Consider the following 16,467-nt stretch of genomic DNA (forward strand, 5'->3'; position numbering starts at 1 on the left):
GCGTCCCAAGTGGAGTCACTCAGTCAGGAAGTCAACTGTTCTCATGCGTCCGTGCTCTCGTATTTTCCTCAGAACCGGTCTCGCGATGCTTGTCGCCACGGTCGCTGCGGGAAGCGTTCTCGCTGAAGATGCGACGCAGGCCTTCAAAAGCTTTCCCTCGATTGCGGTCCCACGCAAGATGCCGAAGCTCACGGGCTTCAGCCCGATGGCGTCAGATCCGATTGCGGACGGTACCCTGAAGGATGTGAAACTCGAGGCCTTGCTCGCCGAAAAGGGCGGCCCCGTCGAGGCCGGGTTGACCTGGCGCGTGTTCAGCCCGATCCCGGGAAGCGACGGCAAGTTGCCGCTTCTTGCGACCTCGGAAGGCGGCTCCACAGCCTTCAACCTCGTTCCTGGCGACTATTTCGTCAATGTCTCGTTCGGCCGTGCGGCCGCCACGCGCAAGATCCGCGTGCCCGAGGAAGGCACGCTCGAAAAACAGGTTCTGGTGCTCGATGCCGGCGGCATCAAGCTCAACGCCGTTTCCGGCAGCGACGTGCGCATCCCGCCAGCAGAGCTCAGCTTCTCGGTCTATTCGGCCGACACCAAGAGCGATGGCGAGCGGGCTCTCATCATGTCGGATGTGAAACCGAACACGGTTGTGCGACTTGGGGCGGGCACCTATCACGTTACGTCAAGCTATGGCTCCACCAACGCATCGACCGCCGCCGACATCCAGGTCGAAGCCGGCAAGTTGACCGAAGCGACCATCCAGCATCGTGCCGCCAAGCTGACGCTCAAACTTGTCTCGGAACCAGGCGGAGAAGCGATCGCCAACACCGCCTGGACGATCCTGACGTCCGCAGGCGATACGGTGGACGAAGAAAACGGCGCCTTCCCGACGTTGGTCCTGCTCGAAGGCAGCTATTCCGCCGTGGCACGCTACAAGGACAAGATCTACGAGCGCGACTTCATGGTGAAGGCCGGCTTAAACACCGATGTGGAAGTGCTGCTCAGCAGCGGCGGCAATGACGCCAATACCAATCCGGGTGCAATTTCCGACGCGGCGGACTGACGCCCTGCTCTAACGGCGGCCAATTGACGTTACGTCAACCTGCTCGCTTCAGGAATCGCCGGCGTGGCGGCGCCATCGAGAAGACCGCGTCATAGATCCGCGCCAGCACATCCTTGCGGTCGCCACAGGCACCGAGATCTTCAGGCGTCAGGACACGACCGATGCGTGCTGCGATCGTCGTGCCCGACAGGCGGCGGAATTCGCGGATCAGCAACGACAGCCTGAGCGTCAGCGAGATCTTGCTGGCCAGATGGAAGATGGGACCGTTCTGTCCCTCGAAGTAGATCGGGATGACACTCGCCCGCGCAGCCTGAATGAGCTTTGCCGGAAAGATCTTCCACGGCAGGTCTTCCGCCCGACCAAAGCCCTTGGGCGCGGTAGCGACGCCGCCGGCGGGAAAGATCACGATGGTGACGCCTTCCTTTAGAAGGCGCAGCGCTTCATGGCGCGTCGCCATGTTGACGGCCAGCGCCTCCTTCGTCTCCTCGAACGACACCGGCAAGGAGTAAGGCGCCATTTCCGGCACCTTCAAGAGTTCGTTGTTGATGAGGACACGGAACGGCCGGCCGAGCTGTTCGGCGAGCGCCAGCACCGCAATACCGTCGCCGATACCGAAGGGATGGTTGGCGACGATGACGAGCGGCGTATCGGGCAGTTGCCGCGGTGGCCACTCCCCCTCCGTGCGCAACTTCACATCGATGAGCTGCAGCATGCCACCGAAGACCCGGTCACTCTTGCCGACAATGTCAGACCGCCAGCGCGTATAGAGCTTGGCATAGCGGTTACGGCCCGACAGGCCTTCTACCGAGCGAATGAACCAGCGCTTGAGGCGCCGGTCGTTGGCATTGGCGTAGGACAGCTCTTTGAACTGCACGGAAATCTCCGATGGATACGATCTTATCCGGATATTCCGCTAATATGACAGTTTGCTGACAAAGCAAGTGCCCGGGGTATTAACCCCGAGCTTTCTTTTCTGCCTTGCGCTTGAGATCGGGCGCCATCGCCTCGAAGGCGAGCGAGGCGATCGCCTCGTCAAGCGTCATCGCGGTCTGGGCCTGCGAGCCGAGACGACGGATGTTGACCGAACGTTCTTCCGCTTCGCGCTTGCCGCAGACGACGATGACCGGAACCTTCGTTACCGAGTGCTCACGAACCTTGTAGTTGATCTTCTCGTTGCGGAAGTCGGTCTCGACGGTGAGGCCTGCATCACGCAAGAGCTCGGCAACCTCGCGACCGTAGTCGTCCGCTTCAGACGTGATCGTCGCGACCACCACCTGCAGCGGCGAGACCCAGAGCGGCATGTGGCCTGCAAAGTTCTCGATGAGAATGCCGAGGAAGCGCTCCATCGATCCGCAGATGGCACGATGGATCATGACGGGCTGGCGCTTTTCCGATTCCTTGTCGATGTAGAAGGCACCGAAGCGTTCCGGCAGGTTGAAGTCGACCTGCGTCGTGCCGCACTGCCATTCGCGACCGATCGCGTCCTTCAGCGTATACTCGAACTTCGGACCGTAGAAAGCGCCCTCGCCCGGCAGGATGCCGGTCTTGATGCGACCTTCCGACTGCGCCTCGATCGTCTTCAAGACGTCCATCATCACGCTTTCGGCGCGATCCCAGAGTTCGTCGGAACCGACGCGCTTGTCCGGACGGGTGGAGAGCTTGACCACCACTTCCTTGAAGCCGAAGTCCTCGTAGACCGAGAGGATGAGATCGTTGATGCGCAGGCATTCGGCCGCCATCTGCTCGTCGGTGCAGAAGACGTGCGCGTCGTCCTGTGTGAAGCCGCGCACGCGCATCAGGCCGTGCAGAGCGCCCGACGGTTCGTAGCGGTGGACATTGCCGAACTCGGCAAGACGGACCGGCAGCTCGCGGTAGGACTTCAGGCCGTGCTTGAAGATCTGGATATGGCCGGGGCAGTTCATCGGCTTCAGCGCGAAGACGCGGTCGTCGTCGGTCTCGTCACCGGCAACCGTCACCTTGAACATGTTGTCGCGGTACCAGCCCCAGTGGCCCGAGGTTTCCCAGAGCGACTTGTCGAGCACCTGCGGCGCGTTGACTTCCTGGTAGGTGTTGGCAAGCCGGCGACGCATATAGGCGACCAGCGTCTGGAACATGCGCCAGCCCTTGCCGTGCCAGAACACGACGCCCGGGCCTTCTTCCTGAAAATGGAAGAGATCCATCTCGCGGCCAAGGCGGCGATGGTCGCGCTTTTCGGCTTCGGCGAGCACGTGCAGGTACTGGTCGAGCTCTTCCTGGGTGTGCCAGGCCGTGCCGTAGATGCGGGTCAGCATCGCGTTGTTGCTGTCGCCGCGCCAGTAGGCACCGGCCACCTTCATCAGCTTGAAGGCCGTGCCGATCTGGCCGGTGGAGGCCATGTGCGGGCCGCGGCAGAGGTCGAACCAGTCGCCCTGGTAGTAGATCTTGAGGTCCTGGCCTTCCGGAATCGCATCGACGAGCTCGACCTTGTAGGCCTCGCCCTTGTCGGCGAAGACCTGGCGGGCCTTGTCACGCGACCAGACTTCCTTGGTGAAGGGCTTGTTGCGCGCAACGATCTCCTTCATCCGCTTTTCGATGAGCGGCAGATCGTCAGGCGTGAACGGCTCGTTGCGGGCAAAATCATAGTAGAAGCCGTTGTCGATGACCGGACCGATGGTCACCTGCGTTCCCGGCCACAGTTCCTGCACGGCCTCTGCCATCACATGCGCGGCATCGTGACGGATAAGCTCGAGCGAGCGCTTGTCGTCGCGCACGACGATCTCGAGCCGGCCACTGGTGACCGGATCGGACAGATCGCGCAGCTCGTCGTCAAGGGCAATGGCGACGGCCTTCTTGGCAAGCGACTTCGAAATTGCTTCGGCGACGTCGCGGCCGGTCGTTCCCGCGGGGTATTCGCGGACCGAGCCATCAGGAAAAGTAAGGGAAACGGGATTCGACATGATCATCTCCTATCCAGTCCCGCCAACGAATGCGGGTGGTATGGTTGGCCGGCAGTGCCGGTGAATGGAAGCTGGCCTGATAAAGGGTTTTCGAAGGCGAGTAAAGGCAAGGGCGGCCGTGCGAACTAGCCTTGCAACATGTCGGCGAGGCCCTTGACCGTGTTCCAGTTGCGGAACGTGCCGATGCCCAGCCGCTTTGTCGTCATCGCGCCCAACAGCTTCGATTCGCTCGCCTTTCCCTGGAAATGCACCCAGAGATCGCCATCGATAATCGCAAGGCGTTCGCCAGCGACACAGTAGCATTGAAGGTCCGCGAGCACTGCCTCCGTCAGCGGCTCACGCATCACGCGGACATGTACCTGGGTCGCATCTTTTTCGCCCTCCTCGTGGAAGGGATTGGATGCCGCTAGCGCCCGCCAGCCGGCACCAGACCGGACGATAATGTCGACGTGCCGGCCGAACGTCTCAAGAAAAGCCTGCTCAAGCGGCGTTTCGAGGTCGGGGATGGGCGTTTGTCCGAACTGGAATATAAGATTGCCGGTCGCGACCAGCGTGCGCGGCTCGCGAAAGCCGAGTCCTTCCGCCATTCGCTTGAGATCCGCCATGACAACCCGACGCCCGGGACCAAGAACGATGCTGTAGAGCAAGGCGACGTAGCTGTTCATCTTTTCTCCAGGTCAGGCGCGCCAGAAGTCCGCGGCCCCCGCGGGCAGCCTTGCCAGGACCCGGTCGAGCTTCGCCTCATCGATGTTGCGACGCAAGGCGGCAGCCACGTCTGCAATGGCACTGTCCGGCGAAATGTTGTGGTCGGGGCGCAGCGACTGCACTTCCCGGGTCATCGCGATGCGGCCGGCAAACGGCATTTTCGGTTCTTCGACGTCCCATTCGGCGACAAAGATTGCCCGAAGCACCGGCGGCAAAACGTCAGCAAACAGGATGGCCTCTTCCAGGTCGAGTCTCCTGCGAAAGGTCTGCAGCACCGCCTGGACCATCGTGTAGGCCTGGTTGGTCGTCTGCAGCCCGGCGATGTCACGGGCGTCCAGCAGGAAGCGGTCAAAATCCGCGGATGCCTGGCGATATTCCATCGGCATCGACATGGCGGTCATCCAGCCTTTGGCCGCGGCCGCCAATAGCGCCACGGCGCGTACCAAGTGAGACGAGGCTCGAGACGTTCCGGCACCGGGTCGAAACCGTGTGTTCCGCCTGGTCCGCACCGCGCCACGCGAAACAGCGTCATCCAGCCGCCGGCCCAAAAGCCATGGCGGGCAATCGCCTCGTAGCCATATTCCGAACAGGTCGGCAGGTGCCGACAGGAATTGCCGATGAAGCCTGAAAGGGTCAGCTGGTAGGCGCGGATCAGCGCCATTCCGATCAGCCGTCCCGGCGTCTTGCGAAACGGACCATTCCAGTTTCGGCCGCGGACGGCAGGCTTTGTCCGTTCGTTCGTTGCATGACGACAATCCGGTTCGCCGCACATGTCAGACGGCCGCGAGCTGTCGCCTGGCCTCGATCTGCTCGATCGCATCGACAACAGCGTCAAAGGTCAGCATCGTCGAGGCGTGCCGCGCCTTGTAGTCCTTGACGGGACGCAGGAAGCGCATGTCCTCGAAACGCCCGGATGGCCCCTCGCCGTCAGCCTTCAGCATGGCCAGCATGTCCTCGCGCGCCTTGCGTATTTCTTCGGCTCCGGCGCCAACCACGTGGCGCGCCATGATGGAGGACGACGCCTGGCCGAGCGCGCAAGCCTTCACCTCGTGAGCAAAATCGGCAACCACGTCACCGTCCATCTTCAGCCAGATATGCACCTTGGAGCCGCAAAGTTTGGAATGGGCTGCCGCGTCCGCATCCGCGTCGGCAAGCGTTCCTATGCGTGGGATATTGCCGGCAAACTCAAGAATGCGGCTGTTGTAGATGTCATCCATCATGTGACGCGATCCGACTGATTTTTCGCGGTTTTGAATGATCGACGCATGATTTTCTCCGGTAGGCAGGAAAAAAGCACGACGCGACACGCTCCGCCTCTTTCATCTCTGTGGCACCATACTATATGCTATGTCGTGTTGGGGCGACAGTTCCGCAAGAGGAACAATGTCGCCTGTTGTTTGGGAAACCGTGCCGGAAGGTCCAGTGCACTGCTAAGCCAGGACCCGAAAGCCCCGGAGCCCGCCAACGGAACCCAAGCCTGCAGGGTTAGGCGAATGGCCAGTGGCGAGTTGTCCGAAAGATAAAACGTCAAGCAATCCCGTATTGCGCAAAGAGGCCATTATGGATGCCATAGTGAAGAATTTTCCCGTGCTCGACAATGCGAGCGACCGCCCGACCCAGAAGGAAGCGGAAGAGGCCGTGCGCGTTCTTTTGCGCTGGGCCGGCGAAGACCCGGAACGCGAAGGCTTGAAGGATACGCCGGCACGCGTCGCCAAGTCCTATCGCGAGCTTTTCAGCGGCTATGATCTTGCCCCGGAAGACGTGCTCGGTCGCACCTTCGAGGAGGTTGCCGGCTACGACGACATGGTGCTCGTCAAGGACATCCCGTTCTATTCGCATTGCGAACATCATATGGTGCCGATTATCGGCAAGGCGCATGTCGCCTACCTGCCCAACGGCCGCGTTCTCGGCCTGTCCAAGATTGCCCGCGTGGTCGACATCTATGGCCGGCGGCTGCAGACGCAGGAATCGATGACGGCGCAGATCGCCAAGGCGATCGATGAGTCGCTTGCCCCGCGCGGCGTCGCTGTCATGGTTGAGGCCGAGCATATGTGCATGGCGATGCGCGGTGTGCAGAAGCAAGGCTCGACAACGCTCACCACCACATTTACGGGTACGTTCCAGACGGAGCCGGCCGAACAGGCCCGGTTCATGACCATGATCAGGGGCTTCCGGTAAGGCTCCGACAGACGGAGCCTTTCATGACGCTCACCTTCGACGCCCCCTCCTCCGACAAGGCCGAACTGGAATCCGGTCCGGCCTTTACTCCGCGCTTCGACGAAAAGGGATTGATCACCGCCGTCGTCACCGATGCCCGGGACGGCGAATTGCTGATGGTCGCTCACATGAATGCCGAGGCGCTAGCCCTGACGCTCGAGACCGGCGTGGCCCACTACTACAGTCGCTCGCGCAAGAGCCTTTGGAAGAAAGGCGAAAGCTCCGGAAACCTGCAGACAATCAGGGAAATCCGCACCGACTGCGACCAGGATGCAATTTGGCTGAAGGTCTCGGTCGCCGGCCACGACGCCACTTGCCACACCGGCCGCCGCTCCTGCTTCTACCGCACGGTCGGCATGAAGGACGGCAAGGCCGTGGTCACGATTACCGATGACCACAGGCACTTCGATCCCGCCGAGATCTATGATAAAAATTAAGCATTGCGCATCTTTTCGGTGCGCGCATGTGCTACATTCACCTTTTGGAAACCAAGCGGGCGCCTAATCCTTATGCAGGGATACAAGGCAGACAACGGGAATTGGCGTCCCAGACTGTATTGCAAACTGTATCCAATGTTTATCGATCGTGCCGCAATCGGCGACGGGATCGGTGATATACCTAGAGAATGGTGCCAGTCTTTCAGCAATGGAATGAGACGAGGCCGGCACCAGCGCCGGCTTGGCGGAGCCTCCTCAAGACGCGCGCGGCGAGTAGCATTTTTTTCAGGATCGAACCCGCTCCTGGACAGTTTAGTCAGTGAAGAATTGCCCCAGCGACCCTCGCGCATTCTCATCGACGTGTCGCGCTGCGGAGTATTCGGCGGTGTTGGAGGTGCCGGATGTTGAACTGGACTTTTACGCGTAGCAACCAGATTTCAGATCTGTCCGGCCCGGACGGGGCATCGATATCCACCACACTGCCAGAACCTGCGACACCGCCGCAAAGTCCAAAGATTGCGATCGCCCTTGGCGGGGGTGCTGCTCGCGGCTGGGCCCATATCGGCGTGCTGCGCGCGCTCGACGAGGAAGGCATCGAAGTGGGCATGATCGCCGGAACGTCGATCGGGGCGCTCGTCGGCGGTTGCTACCTTGCCGGCAAGCTGGACGAACTCGAGGCTTTCGCCCGCTCCCTGACCGTACGCCGCATCGCCGGACTGCTCGATTTTGCCATTGGCGGCGGTGGTCTTTTCGGCGGGCTGAGACTGACCAAACGCATGCAGGAACACCTCGAGGGCCTGAGCATCGAGGGCCTCGACCGGCCGTTCATTGCCGTTGCCACAGAAGTCCATAGCGGCCATGAAGTCTGGCTCGAGAAGGGATCGCTGATCACCGCCATCCGCGCCTCCTATGCGCTGCCCGGCATCTTCGAGCCGATCAAGGCGAATGGCCGCACACTGATCGACGGGGCGCTCGTCAATCCGGTGCCCGTCTCCGTCTGCCGTGCTCACGAGCAACAACTCGTTGTGGCCGTCAACCTGAACTACGACCTCTACGGCCGCTCGGCCGTCGTCAAGCACAGTGCGGGCGCGGGATCGCCGGACGACCCAGCAAGGGAAGTGGCACACCACTCGCGTCTCGGCATGACCAGCGTCATGGTCCAGGCCTTCAACATCATCCAGGATCGCATCTCACGAGCCCGGCTTGCCGGTGATCCGCCGGATCTGGCGCTGCATCCGAAGCTCAACGACATCGGCCTGTCCGAATTCCACCGTGCCGGCGAGGCGATCGATCGTGGTTACCACGAGGCGAAAGCCAGGCTGGTCGAGATTCGTCGGATGCAGGAAGTCCTCGTTCGCTGAGCAATGCGCGTGTCGTGAGGGAACGCGCGTTCAATCGTCTCGCGCCAATCGTCTGCAGAAAAGGCAGCTCTTAAAATCGCTTTGCCGCGAGCGGACGGACCGCGCGGGATGCAGCACAAATGCATTACCCTCACCGCAACGGTGAGTCCGAAGCCAAGTCGGTGAAAGAGGGCGGCGCGGGCCGCCCTTCCCGGTATCAGCCGGCGATATAGGCCTTTATCTGCTCGGTCTCGTGCTCGATCGCACGGATGTGGTGCTTGATCACGTCACCGATCGATACGATACCCGCCAATTGGCCATTCCTTTCGACCGGCAGGTGGCGCGCCCTGAGCTTGCTCATCATCTCCATCAGCGTCTGGACGGACATTTCCTCGGTGCAGCAATAGACATTCTGCCACATGACGGCTGCGACCGGCCGTTCGAGACAGGTCGCTCCCTGCTTGGCAATTGCCGCGACGATGTCACGCTCGGTGAGGATGCCTGCGATCTGATCGTCCGCGTCAAGGATGACGACCGCACCGATATGATTGTCACGCAAGAGGATGGCAGCCTGCTGGACCGTCATCTGAGGGCCGACGGATACGACATTCCGGCCCTTTTCATCGAGTATTGCTTTTACTGACATGCGCACATCTCCCGTTGCGACAACACCGGGTCGGCAGGGAAAGTTCCAGCCGTCTCTCGTGCGGTACGGTCGGGCGATGGAACCTGTACCCTGGCCGCTGTGGACGACCTGCCCGCGTGCTCCTCAGACGCGGACGGGCCTTCGATACCCGGCCTACACGGGTCGCCATTTGATGGCGACCGTAACAAATGGTGCGCCAGCGCCTTGGGGAAATCAAGCGGTTACAGCGGCCATCCGCCGATCTTTCACATTGTCAGTCGCGAGGATCGAACAGACCGAAGAGGAGAAAGCCGAAGAGGAAACCGCCGATATGGGCCTCCCAGGCGACACTGCCTGCGCCACCAGGCGTGAACATGCCGAGGCCGATCAGGAAGTTGGTGAGAAACCAGATCCCGGCAAACATGACCACAGAGCGGTTCGCCAGCGCCTCATAAACTGTCAGCCGGCGGTTGAGATGGGCAAACTGCCGACTGATCCGGCCGCTCGGCGAAAAGACGAATCGCGCAGCCGCACCCATGAAACCAGACACGACCCCCGAGGCACCGACGACCACGATCATCTCGCCCCAGTGAAACGCGGTGTGAAGTGCCACGGCTGCGGCAGCCGAAAGGCACCAGAAAACCGCGAGCCGCCCCATGCCGATCCGCCGTACGACCGGAGCCCCGAATGCGACCATCCAGAAGATGTTGAAGATCAGGTGCTCCCAGCTGCCGTGCAGGAACGAATAGGTCACCGGGCTCCAGAGCCATGCGAGCCCCTGCTCGGCAAGCGGGTGATCGTACCGTGCAGGCAAGAAGGCAAAATTGAAAATGATTTCCTGGTCGACGGAAGGCGGCAGGACATAGATCCGCAGCACATGGACCGCGATGAGGAACAGGAGGATGAAAGTCAGCCCCGCCGGCAGATTGAAGGCGGGTTCACGCGCCGGGCTGGCAGCGCCGTCGCGCTCCGCTTCCGGTGGCGTTGCCGTCTGATCTCGTTCCATGCTGCTCTCTTCCATCGATGCGCCCGTTCGATCGAGGCGACGGCAAGGCATCGCCGGAATTTTGGACCGGACTGGGGCGACCAGCCATAAGCAAACAAAAAAAGACCGTCCAGCAAAAACTGAACGGTCGCCAAGCTCACATCCGAGCTCCAGTTCAAGTGCCGAAGACAACGCTTCGTGAAGTGATGTCTCTCCAGTGCCAGTCATACGCCGCACACGCAATCGAAACCGATTGTTAACCTTAATTTCGGGCTGGCACGGTTTTCGCTCCGCTGATCTCAAAACCGCAATGAGAGGCCAAGCCTGTACCAGACCGGCACAGACAGGGCCGTACAGATGGAATGAATTTACGATGCGCAGCCATACGACAATCGAGCTTTTCCGATACTGGAACACCATTCGCGGCAAGCGCGACCTACCGCGCCGCGACGAACTTGAACCATCAGACATCCGCACTTTGCTGCCGAACCTGTTCATGCTTGAGCGTGACCGCAACGCCGGCATCTCGTTTCGGCTCGCAGGAACCCATGTCTGTGCCCTCTTCGGATTGGAACTTCGCGCGCGGCAATTCGGCATGCTCTGGCTTGGCGCGCAGGCCGCCAAGACACAGCGCATAGCCGGCCAGGTCATGACGCACCGCGTGCCGGTCATGTTGTCGGCCAAGGGTCGCACTGCCGATAACCGCGAGATCGAAATCGAAACACTTCTACTCCCGCTCGCGTCCGGCGAAGGCGCAAGCGACAGAATCCTTGGGGCGCTTTCGCCACTTTCGCGCCCGCAATGGTTGCATGCGACTTCGATCGAAGCACTCGACGTCACCGGCATGAAGGTGCTCGACCCCGATCGCACCGCTGTGTTCCGAGACGAGCCGGCGGCGGACTGCACTCGAGTGCCCGCGGAATTCCTTTTCGATGAAAGGGTTTCAAGCAAGTTCCGTCAGGTACGACACCTGCGCATCCTGGAGGGCGGGCGTCGCGGCTGATCGTCGCCGATGTCTCGCTATGGACGCGCGGACCAACCGGAGGACGAACCTTCTATTAACCCGAACGTTCTAAGCTCCGCCTGCCAAGATACGTCATGCAGAGACACCATGTTTTCGTTCCAGCACGCACAGAATTCCGCTCCGAAACCGCGCCAGGAAGGTGCATTTCAGCGCGTTTCGGTGAACCTTGCTGGCCGGCTGATGCTTGCCAATCATGACGAATTTGACTGCACCGCCGTCGACATGTCGCCCGGCGACGTGCTGCTTGCCTCGCCGGCGCGCCCGCGGGCGGGCGAACGCATCATCGCCTATATCGATCATGTCGGTCGCCTCGAAGGCACCGTGTCGCGCATCGCCGAAGATGCTTTCGTGATCCAGCTCAACGCGACCGAACGCAAGCGCGAGAAACTCGCAGCCCAACTGACCTGGATCGCCAACAAGCACGAACTTGGCCTGCCTGAAGATCGTCGCCACGACCGTCTCGCGCCGCGCAAGACTGTAACCGAGCTGACGCTCGACACCGGCGTCAAACTCCCTTGCCGCATCATCGACCTTTCGCTTTCCGGCGCCGCTGTCGACATCGAAAATCGCCCGCCGATCGGCACGCCGGTCCTGCTCGGCAACATGAAGGGCAAGATCGTCCGGCACTTCCAGGAAGGCTGCGCCATCGAGTTCTCGGGCATTCAGTCCCGCGCGGCGCTGACCGAGTTTCTCTGAGTTTCATGAGAACGGGATCGGGCAACGTGTCGAAGCAGACCGCCACGCCCGTCCATCAAGAAGACCTTCACCGACATTGCTGAACGATCAGCCCGTTGCGCAAACCGCCAACGGCGACGCCGACTGAGTTTACCCGCCAGGGTTCCGCCTCAAGCCTCCCACCGGCAACCGGGCAGAAGCAGGCTCACCCTCGGAACCGCATGCAGCGGCATGCGATCAGTTGGCTCATTCTGGGACAGGGCAAGTGGCGGCACGCTCCAGCCGCCCTCGGATTTCACAAAAATATTTTCTTCAGAAAACCCCGGCCTGTAAGGTCGTCGCAAGTTTAAAACCGCAACCGAAGCGGGCGGGTAGTTCCCCTTCGATGCCGACTTCGTCCGCGCTGTGCCAGGCCACCTGAAGCTTGCCGGATCCAGTTTCTCTAGAAACACACGCCAATACAGCCACTTGGATAATGAATGAATTTCGATCATCCGGATCAAGAGGCTTGAAATCGATAAAATTTGAATCAAATACGATTCAAATACATATAAAAATCTATTCTTATTTTATTCTTATACGATCCGCATTTGTACTTGTTTTTACCTCGCCAGTTCGCGAGCGATAAAAACGTCTGTGCCATTGTCGAACCATAACGGGGAGACAATGATGCTCAAGACAATCACCAAGATGATCGCGGTTGCGATGCTTTTTACCGGCGGACTGATCGAAGCAGCCCAGGCACTTCCGGCCAACATGGTCGTCACCGGCGCCACCAACCCGCCGATCGGCCACTATGAATTCTGCAAGACCTATTCGGCCGAGTGCGCGTCCAATGGCAAGGATCGCGGCCCGATGGTCCTGACGCGCGAAGGCTGGCAGAAGATTCTCGAGATCAACTACGACGTCAACCAGGCGATCACGCCGCTCACCGACATGGAAATCCATGGCGTCGAAGAAAAGTGGTCCTACCCGGACACCGTTGGCGACTGCGAAGATTATGTTCTTCTGAAGCGCCGCAAGCTGATCGAGAACGGCTTCTCCCCGTCCGATCTTCTCATCACCGTCGTGCTGCAACCGAATGGCGACGGCCACGCGGTTCTGACCGTCCGCACGGACCGCGGCGACTTCATCCTCGACAACATGCGCAACAAGGTGCTGGCGTGGTCGGATACCGAATACACCTACCTCAAGCGGCAATCGACCGAACATTCCGGTCGCTGGGTCAAGCTTCAGGACGGCCGCACCGTCGCCGTCGGCAGCGTACGCACCCAATGAGACGCATATGAGAGGTGCTGTAAGCGGCCACCTCTCTCCCCCAAAGGGCTCCGGTCCATTCACTTTCCCCGTCCAGACCGGGCCTCGGCCGGTTCCGCTGTCCCTCGGAACCGGCCTTTTTTTGAGAGCAGGTTCCACCCGTCGCACAGCGCCGGTCGTATTTACCGAAAATTAACCAACTTCGACCAGCGTCGGGCAAGCAACATCAGGCACGTTTGGTGCGTGGCGACAGGTAAGGCGCCCAACGGATCCCTCGCGATAGCGGACAGGTCAGTCCAAAGATGAGCAGCGCTTCAAACGGCACTCACGAACCGGAACTCCGGCCGCTGCTGTCACCTCGTTTCGTCTATCGCGTGACGGCCGTCATTGTGCTGCTTGCCGGCCTGACTGCCGCCATCGCTCTCTCCGGTCGCTGGTTCGGCGAAAACCTGGCGCTTGCTGGCCATACCGCCAGCCGCGAGCCCTACGACATCTTCATCGGCCAGGATCATTTGCGCCTCCCCGCCAACATGATCCGCTTCGAGGCACAGCGCGCCACATCGATCGTCGAGCGCGTCGACCTCTACCTGACCTGGCCGGCGCTTGAAGGCTACAGCGACGCGAACCGCGACCTCTTCAACGACGTCGACGCACCTGAAAACCTGATATTCCTGCAGATTGCGCAGAGCACCATGTCGCGCGACATGTCCGGGCGGCTGGAACCGATCTACACCCAGGTGTTCGACGGCACGCCGGCACCCGGACCAGGCGGCCTCACGGAACATCAGGTCAAGCGGACGTCCAGCTATGCCGGCGAAGTCTTCCTTACGGCCGAGCGGAATGGCCAGACGCCGTATGTCGTTCGCTGCCTGCAGGCCGACGCTCAAACCCTCTCGACCAGCGCCGATTGCCAGCGCGACATTCACGCCGGCAAGGATCTTGTCGTGCTCTACCGCTTCTCGAACAGGCTGCTGCCGCAGTGGCGGCAGATCGATGATGCCATCGCCACCTTTGTCAAAAGCCGCATCCTGCCCTGATTTCGTCCAACTGATATGGTGCAGGCATGGCCGCCGCACCATTGCGCTACACCGGAATTGTCCTTGTACGAATGCGTCCTTTTCCGGAAACCAATCATTCATCATAAACCGATTGGTAACGCTATGCCGATACTGTCTCGAGAACGGTCGTTCCCGGAGGCGGCGTCCGGACAACCCCATGACATGAGAATGAAGAGTAGCGTAGTGTCCCAATCCGGTTTTTTTGATCTCGCGAAGCGCCCGTTCGGCGCTCTTTCAAAGATGGTAGGGCGCGTCGTCCTGGCGGGCGCCATTGCATCGGCCGCCTTTGCAGCGCCGGCCTTCGCGGCCTCGAAGTATGCCAATCCGAAATATTCGGGCATTGTCGTAGATGCCAAGACGGGCAAGATCCTCTACGGCGAGGATGCCGACGAACTGCGCTATCCGGCGTCGCTGACCAAGATGATGACGCTCTACCTGACCTTCGAGGCGCTCGAGGCTGGACGGATCACGAAGTCCACTACCATTCCCTTCTCGAAGAACGCTTCGGCCGAACCGCCGTCGAAGCTCGGTGTCCGCGCGGGTCAGTCGATTACCGTCGAGCAGGCGATCCTCTCGCTCGTCACCCGTTCGGCAAACGATGCGTCGACGGCCCTCGGCGAGTATCTCGGCGGCTCCGAACAGCGCTTTGCCCGCATGATGACGAACAAGGCCCGGGCGCTCGGCATGACGCGCACGACCTATCGCAATGCAAACGGCCTGCCGAACCCCGAGCAGCGCACGACTGCACGCGACCAGGCTCGTCTCGGCCTCGCGCTGCGTCAGCATTTTCCGCAGTATTACGACTATTTCTCCACGCGCAGCTTCCGCTTCGGCAAGCAGACGATCGGCAACCACAACCGCCTGCTCGGCAATGTGCGCGGCGTCGATGGCATCAAGACCGGCTACACCCGCGCCTCCGGCTTCAACCTCGTGACCTCGGCCCAAGTCGACGGCCGCAGCATCGTCGCCGTTGTCATGGGCGGCACGTCCGGTGCCAGCCGCGATGCGCAGATGCGCCGGCTGGTGGCAAAGTACATGCCGACGGCGTCCCGTCGTGGCGACGGCAACCTGATTGCCGAAACCAAGCCGACCCCGGTTCCGGCCGAAGAAACTGAGGTGGCAGCAGCAGCTCCAGTTGCCGAAACGCCCGTCGTTGCAACGGCGGCCAGCAGCCACGACCTGCCCAACACCGGCCCCGTTCCGGACTTCCGTTACAATGGTGAAAACGCAAGCAGCGTGCAGATGGCCTATGCCGGCAACAAGCGCGCATCGGACAACCCTGTTCTTTCCCCGAGGATCGTTCCCAACACGCTCGACGCACAGAGCCTGAAGCTTCGTCAGCCAGTCGCCGCCGACATGGTCGACACCCAGGTCACCAATTCGGTTCCGAAAAAGGCCGAGGCTGTCGCCAAGGCTGAGCCGGCTGAAGTCGCCAAGGCCGAACCGATGCCTGCGCAGCCGCAAGGCTGGGTGATCCAGATCGGCGCGACGCCGGACAAGGAACAGGCCATGACCCTTCTTGGCAACGCCAAGGACAAGGGTGGCAAGGCACTGCGCAACGCGACCCCCTTTACCGTCGCCTTCGGCCAGGTCTATCGCGCCCGCTTTGGTGGCTTCGATGGCCAGGACGCAGCAGTCAACGCCTGCAAGGCACTGAAGAAAAAGGGCATTTCCTGCTGGGCGAGCCAGCAGTAAGGTGAAAAGTTTCGGCGGTCGGTTGTGTATTTTTTCCGACCGCCTTCCTCGGATTTGTACAGCGTAACGAGGTTAAATATGGCAATGAACGAGAACGTTCCGGGGGTTACCCCGCTGCCGGGGAGACGCGGCAAGCCGTCTCGCATCAACTTGCATCCCCTGCACGAGGCGGCGATGCGCATCGCCGACCTCGGGCTGAACCGGTCAAAGGCGAAGACGCGCGACCTCGTCGGCATGTTGCTTACGCATGGCGCCCGGGCCTGGCGCTCGACCCAGCCCCGCGCCGGCATTCACCTGCACGTGACAGGACCCAGCCGACGTCGTCCGCTGCGGATGCGGATCACCTGATTGCCAGAAAACTGAAAGGCGGCGAAGGCCGCCTTCAGACCGCTGACAAACCCGTCGATATTTTCGGCGGGTTTTTGTTTTTGTGGCAGGCATTTTTGTTCGGGCTGTTTT

At 60.9% G+C, this 16,467-nt stretch carries 18 protein-coding genes; 10 read left to right on the forward strand and 8 right to left on the reverse strand.

Annotated features, from left to right (window positions below; translation table 11 throughout):
- Nucleotides 1-43 precede the first annotated feature (43 nt).
- On the forward strand, nucleotides 44-1,054 hold the full coding sequence (locus MKZ91_RS20200) for a hypothetical protein (RefSeq protein ID WP_336172868.1): 1,011 nt from the start codon (nucleotides 44-46) through the stop codon (nucleotides 1,052-1,054).
- A gap of 34 nt (nucleotides 1,055-1,088) precedes the next feature.
- Here the strand turns inward: MKZ91_RS20200 and MKZ91_RS20205 are convergent, their stop codons facing one another.
- From MKZ91_RS20205 to MKZ91_RS20230, 6 genes are all read right to left on the reverse strand, one after another.
- Nucleotides 1,089-1,928 carry a lysophospholipid acyltransferase family protein gene (locus tag MKZ91_RS20205; RefSeq protein WP_336172869.1) on the reverse strand — a complete coding sequence of 280 codons (840 nt, stop codon included), beginning with the start codon at nucleotides 1,926-1,928 and terminating at the stop codon, nucleotides 1,089-1,091.
- A gap of 79 nt (nucleotides 1,929-2,007) precedes the next feature.
- Nucleotides 2,008-3,990 (reverse strand): threonine--tRNA ligase, encoded by a 1,983-nt coding sequence (gene thrS, locus MKZ91_RS20210; protein ID WP_336172870.1) that lies wholly within the window; start codon nucleotides 3,988-3,990, stop codon nucleotides 2,008-2,010.
- Between the two features lie 125 nt (nucleotides 3,991-4,115).
- The gene (locus tag MKZ91_RS20215; protein ID WP_336172871.1) at nucleotides 4,116-4,655 is read right to left on the reverse strand and encodes a DUF1697 domain-containing protein; all 540 of its coding nucleotides are present in this window, start codon (nucleotides 4,653-4,655) and stop codon (nucleotides 4,116-4,118) included.
- 12 nt (nucleotides 4,656-4,667) lie between these two features.
- Nucleotides 4,668-5,096 (reverse strand): DUF2267 domain-containing protein, encoded by a 429-nt coding sequence (locus tag MKZ91_RS20220; protein WP_336172889.1) that lies wholly within the window; start codon nucleotides 5,094-5,096, stop codon nucleotides 4,668-4,670.
- The gene (gene yidD / locus MKZ91_RS20225; protein ID WP_336172872.1) at nucleotides 5,093-5,467 is read right to left on the reverse strand and encodes a membrane protein insertion efficiency factor YidD; all 375 of its coding nucleotides are present in this window, start codon (nucleotides 5,465-5,467) and stop codon (nucleotides 5,093-5,095) included. Before yidD ends, MKZ91_RS20220 begins: the two co-directional genes overlap by 4 nt.
- Before the next feature lies 1 nt (nucleotide 5,468).
- Nucleotides 5,469-5,915: an iron-sulfur cluster assembly scaffold protein gene (locus MKZ91_RS20230; RefSeq protein ID WP_336172873.1), complete on the reverse strand. Its 447-nt coding sequence runs from the start codon at nucleotides 5,913-5,915 to the stop codon at nucleotides 5,469-5,471.
- A gap of 340 nt (nucleotides 5,916-6,255) precedes the next feature.
- Between MKZ91_RS20230 and folE the strand changes: the two genes are divergently transcribed.
- The 3 genes from folE to MKZ91_RS20245 all read left to right on the forward strand — a co-directional run bounded on the left by folE (nucleotide 6,256) and on the right by MKZ91_RS20245 (nucleotide 8,710).
- Entirely contained in the window at nucleotides 6,256-6,873 is a 618-nt protein-coding gene (gene folE, locus MKZ91_RS20235) for a GTP cyclohydrolase I FolE (protein WP_336172874.1), read from the forward strand.
- Between the two features lie 23 nt (nucleotides 6,874-6,896).
- Complete coding sequence (gene hisI / locus MKZ91_RS20240) at nucleotides 6,897-7,349, forward strand: phosphoribosyl-AMP cyclohydrolase (protein ID WP_336172875.1); 453 nt, start codon at nucleotides 6,897-6,899, stop codon at nucleotides 7,347-7,349.
- Nucleotides 7,350-7,750: 401 nt separating this feature from the next.
- Nucleotides 7,751-8,710: a patatin-like phospholipase family protein gene (locus MKZ91_RS20245; protein ID WP_336172876.1), complete on the forward strand. Its 960-nt coding sequence runs from the start codon at nucleotides 7,751-7,753 to the stop codon at nucleotides 8,708-8,710.
- 196 nt (nucleotides 8,711-8,906) lie between these two features.
- On the opposite strand, the gene MKZ91_RS20250 is transcribed toward MKZ91_RS20245, so the two are convergent.
- Together MKZ91_RS20250 and MKZ91_RS20255 are read right to left on the reverse strand one after the other, a co-directional pair.
- The gene (locus MKZ91_RS20250) at nucleotides 8,907-9,335 is read right to left on the reverse strand and encodes a CBS domain-containing protein (RefSeq protein ID WP_336172877.1); all 429 of its coding nucleotides are present in this window, start codon (nucleotides 9,333-9,335) and stop codon (nucleotides 8,907-8,909) included.
- 253 nt (nucleotides 9,336-9,588) lie between these two features.
- The gene (locus tag MKZ91_RS20255; RefSeq protein ID WP_336172878.1) at nucleotides 9,589-10,320 is read right to left on the reverse strand and encodes a rhomboid family intramembrane serine protease; all 732 of its coding nucleotides are present in this window, start codon (nucleotides 10,318-10,320) and stop codon (nucleotides 9,589-9,591) included.
- A gap of 352 nt (nucleotides 10,321-10,672) precedes the next feature.
- On the opposite strand from MKZ91_RS20255, the gene MKZ91_RS20260 reads away from it, so the two are divergent.
- The 6 genes from MKZ91_RS20260 to MKZ91_RS20285 all read left to right on the forward strand — a co-directional run bounded on the left by MKZ91_RS20260 (nucleotide 10,673) and on the right by MKZ91_RS20285 (nucleotide 16,356).
- Nucleotides 10,673-11,302, forward strand: coding sequence for a PAS domain-containing protein (locus MKZ91_RS20260; RefSeq protein ID WP_336172879.1), 630 nt, complete (start codon nucleotides 10,673-10,675; stop codon nucleotides 11,300-11,302).
- 108 nt (nucleotides 11,303-11,410) lie between these two features.
- Entirely contained in the window at nucleotides 11,411-12,019 is a 609-nt protein-coding gene (locus MKZ91_RS20265) for a PilZ domain-containing protein (RefSeq protein ID WP_336172880.1), read from the forward strand.
- Nucleotides 12,020-12,667: 648 nt separating this feature from the next.
- Entirely contained in the window at nucleotides 12,668-13,276 is a 609-nt protein-coding gene (locus tag MKZ91_RS20270; protein WP_336172881.1) for a transglutaminase-like cysteine peptidase, read from the forward strand.
- A 281-nt stretch (nucleotides 13,277-13,557) separates the two neighbouring features.
- Nucleotides 13,558-14,292, forward strand: a complete 735-nt coding sequence (locus MKZ91_RS20275) for a hypothetical protein (protein WP_336172882.1) — start codon at nucleotides 13,558-13,560, stop codon at nucleotides 14,290-14,292.
- Between the two features lie 183 nt (nucleotides 14,293-14,475).
- Nucleotides 14,476-16,008, forward strand: a complete 1,533-nt coding sequence (locus MKZ91_RS20280) for a D-alanyl-D-alanine carboxypeptidase (protein WP_336172883.1) — start codon at nucleotides 14,476-14,478, stop codon at nucleotides 16,006-16,008.
- A gap of 78 nt (nucleotides 16,009-16,086) precedes the next feature.
- On the forward strand, nucleotides 16,087-16,356 hold the full coding sequence (locus tag MKZ91_RS20285; RefSeq protein ID WP_336172884.1) for a hypothetical protein: 270 nt from the start codon (nucleotides 16,087-16,089) through the stop codon (nucleotides 16,354-16,356).
- The last annotated feature ends 111 nt before the right edge of the window (nucleotides 16,357-16,467 follow it).

This window comes from Ensifer sp. MJa1 (assembly GCF_037026475.1).
Taxonomy (GTDB): domain Bacteria; phylum Pseudomonadota; class Alphaproteobacteria; order Rhizobiales; family Rhizobiaceae; genus Ensifer.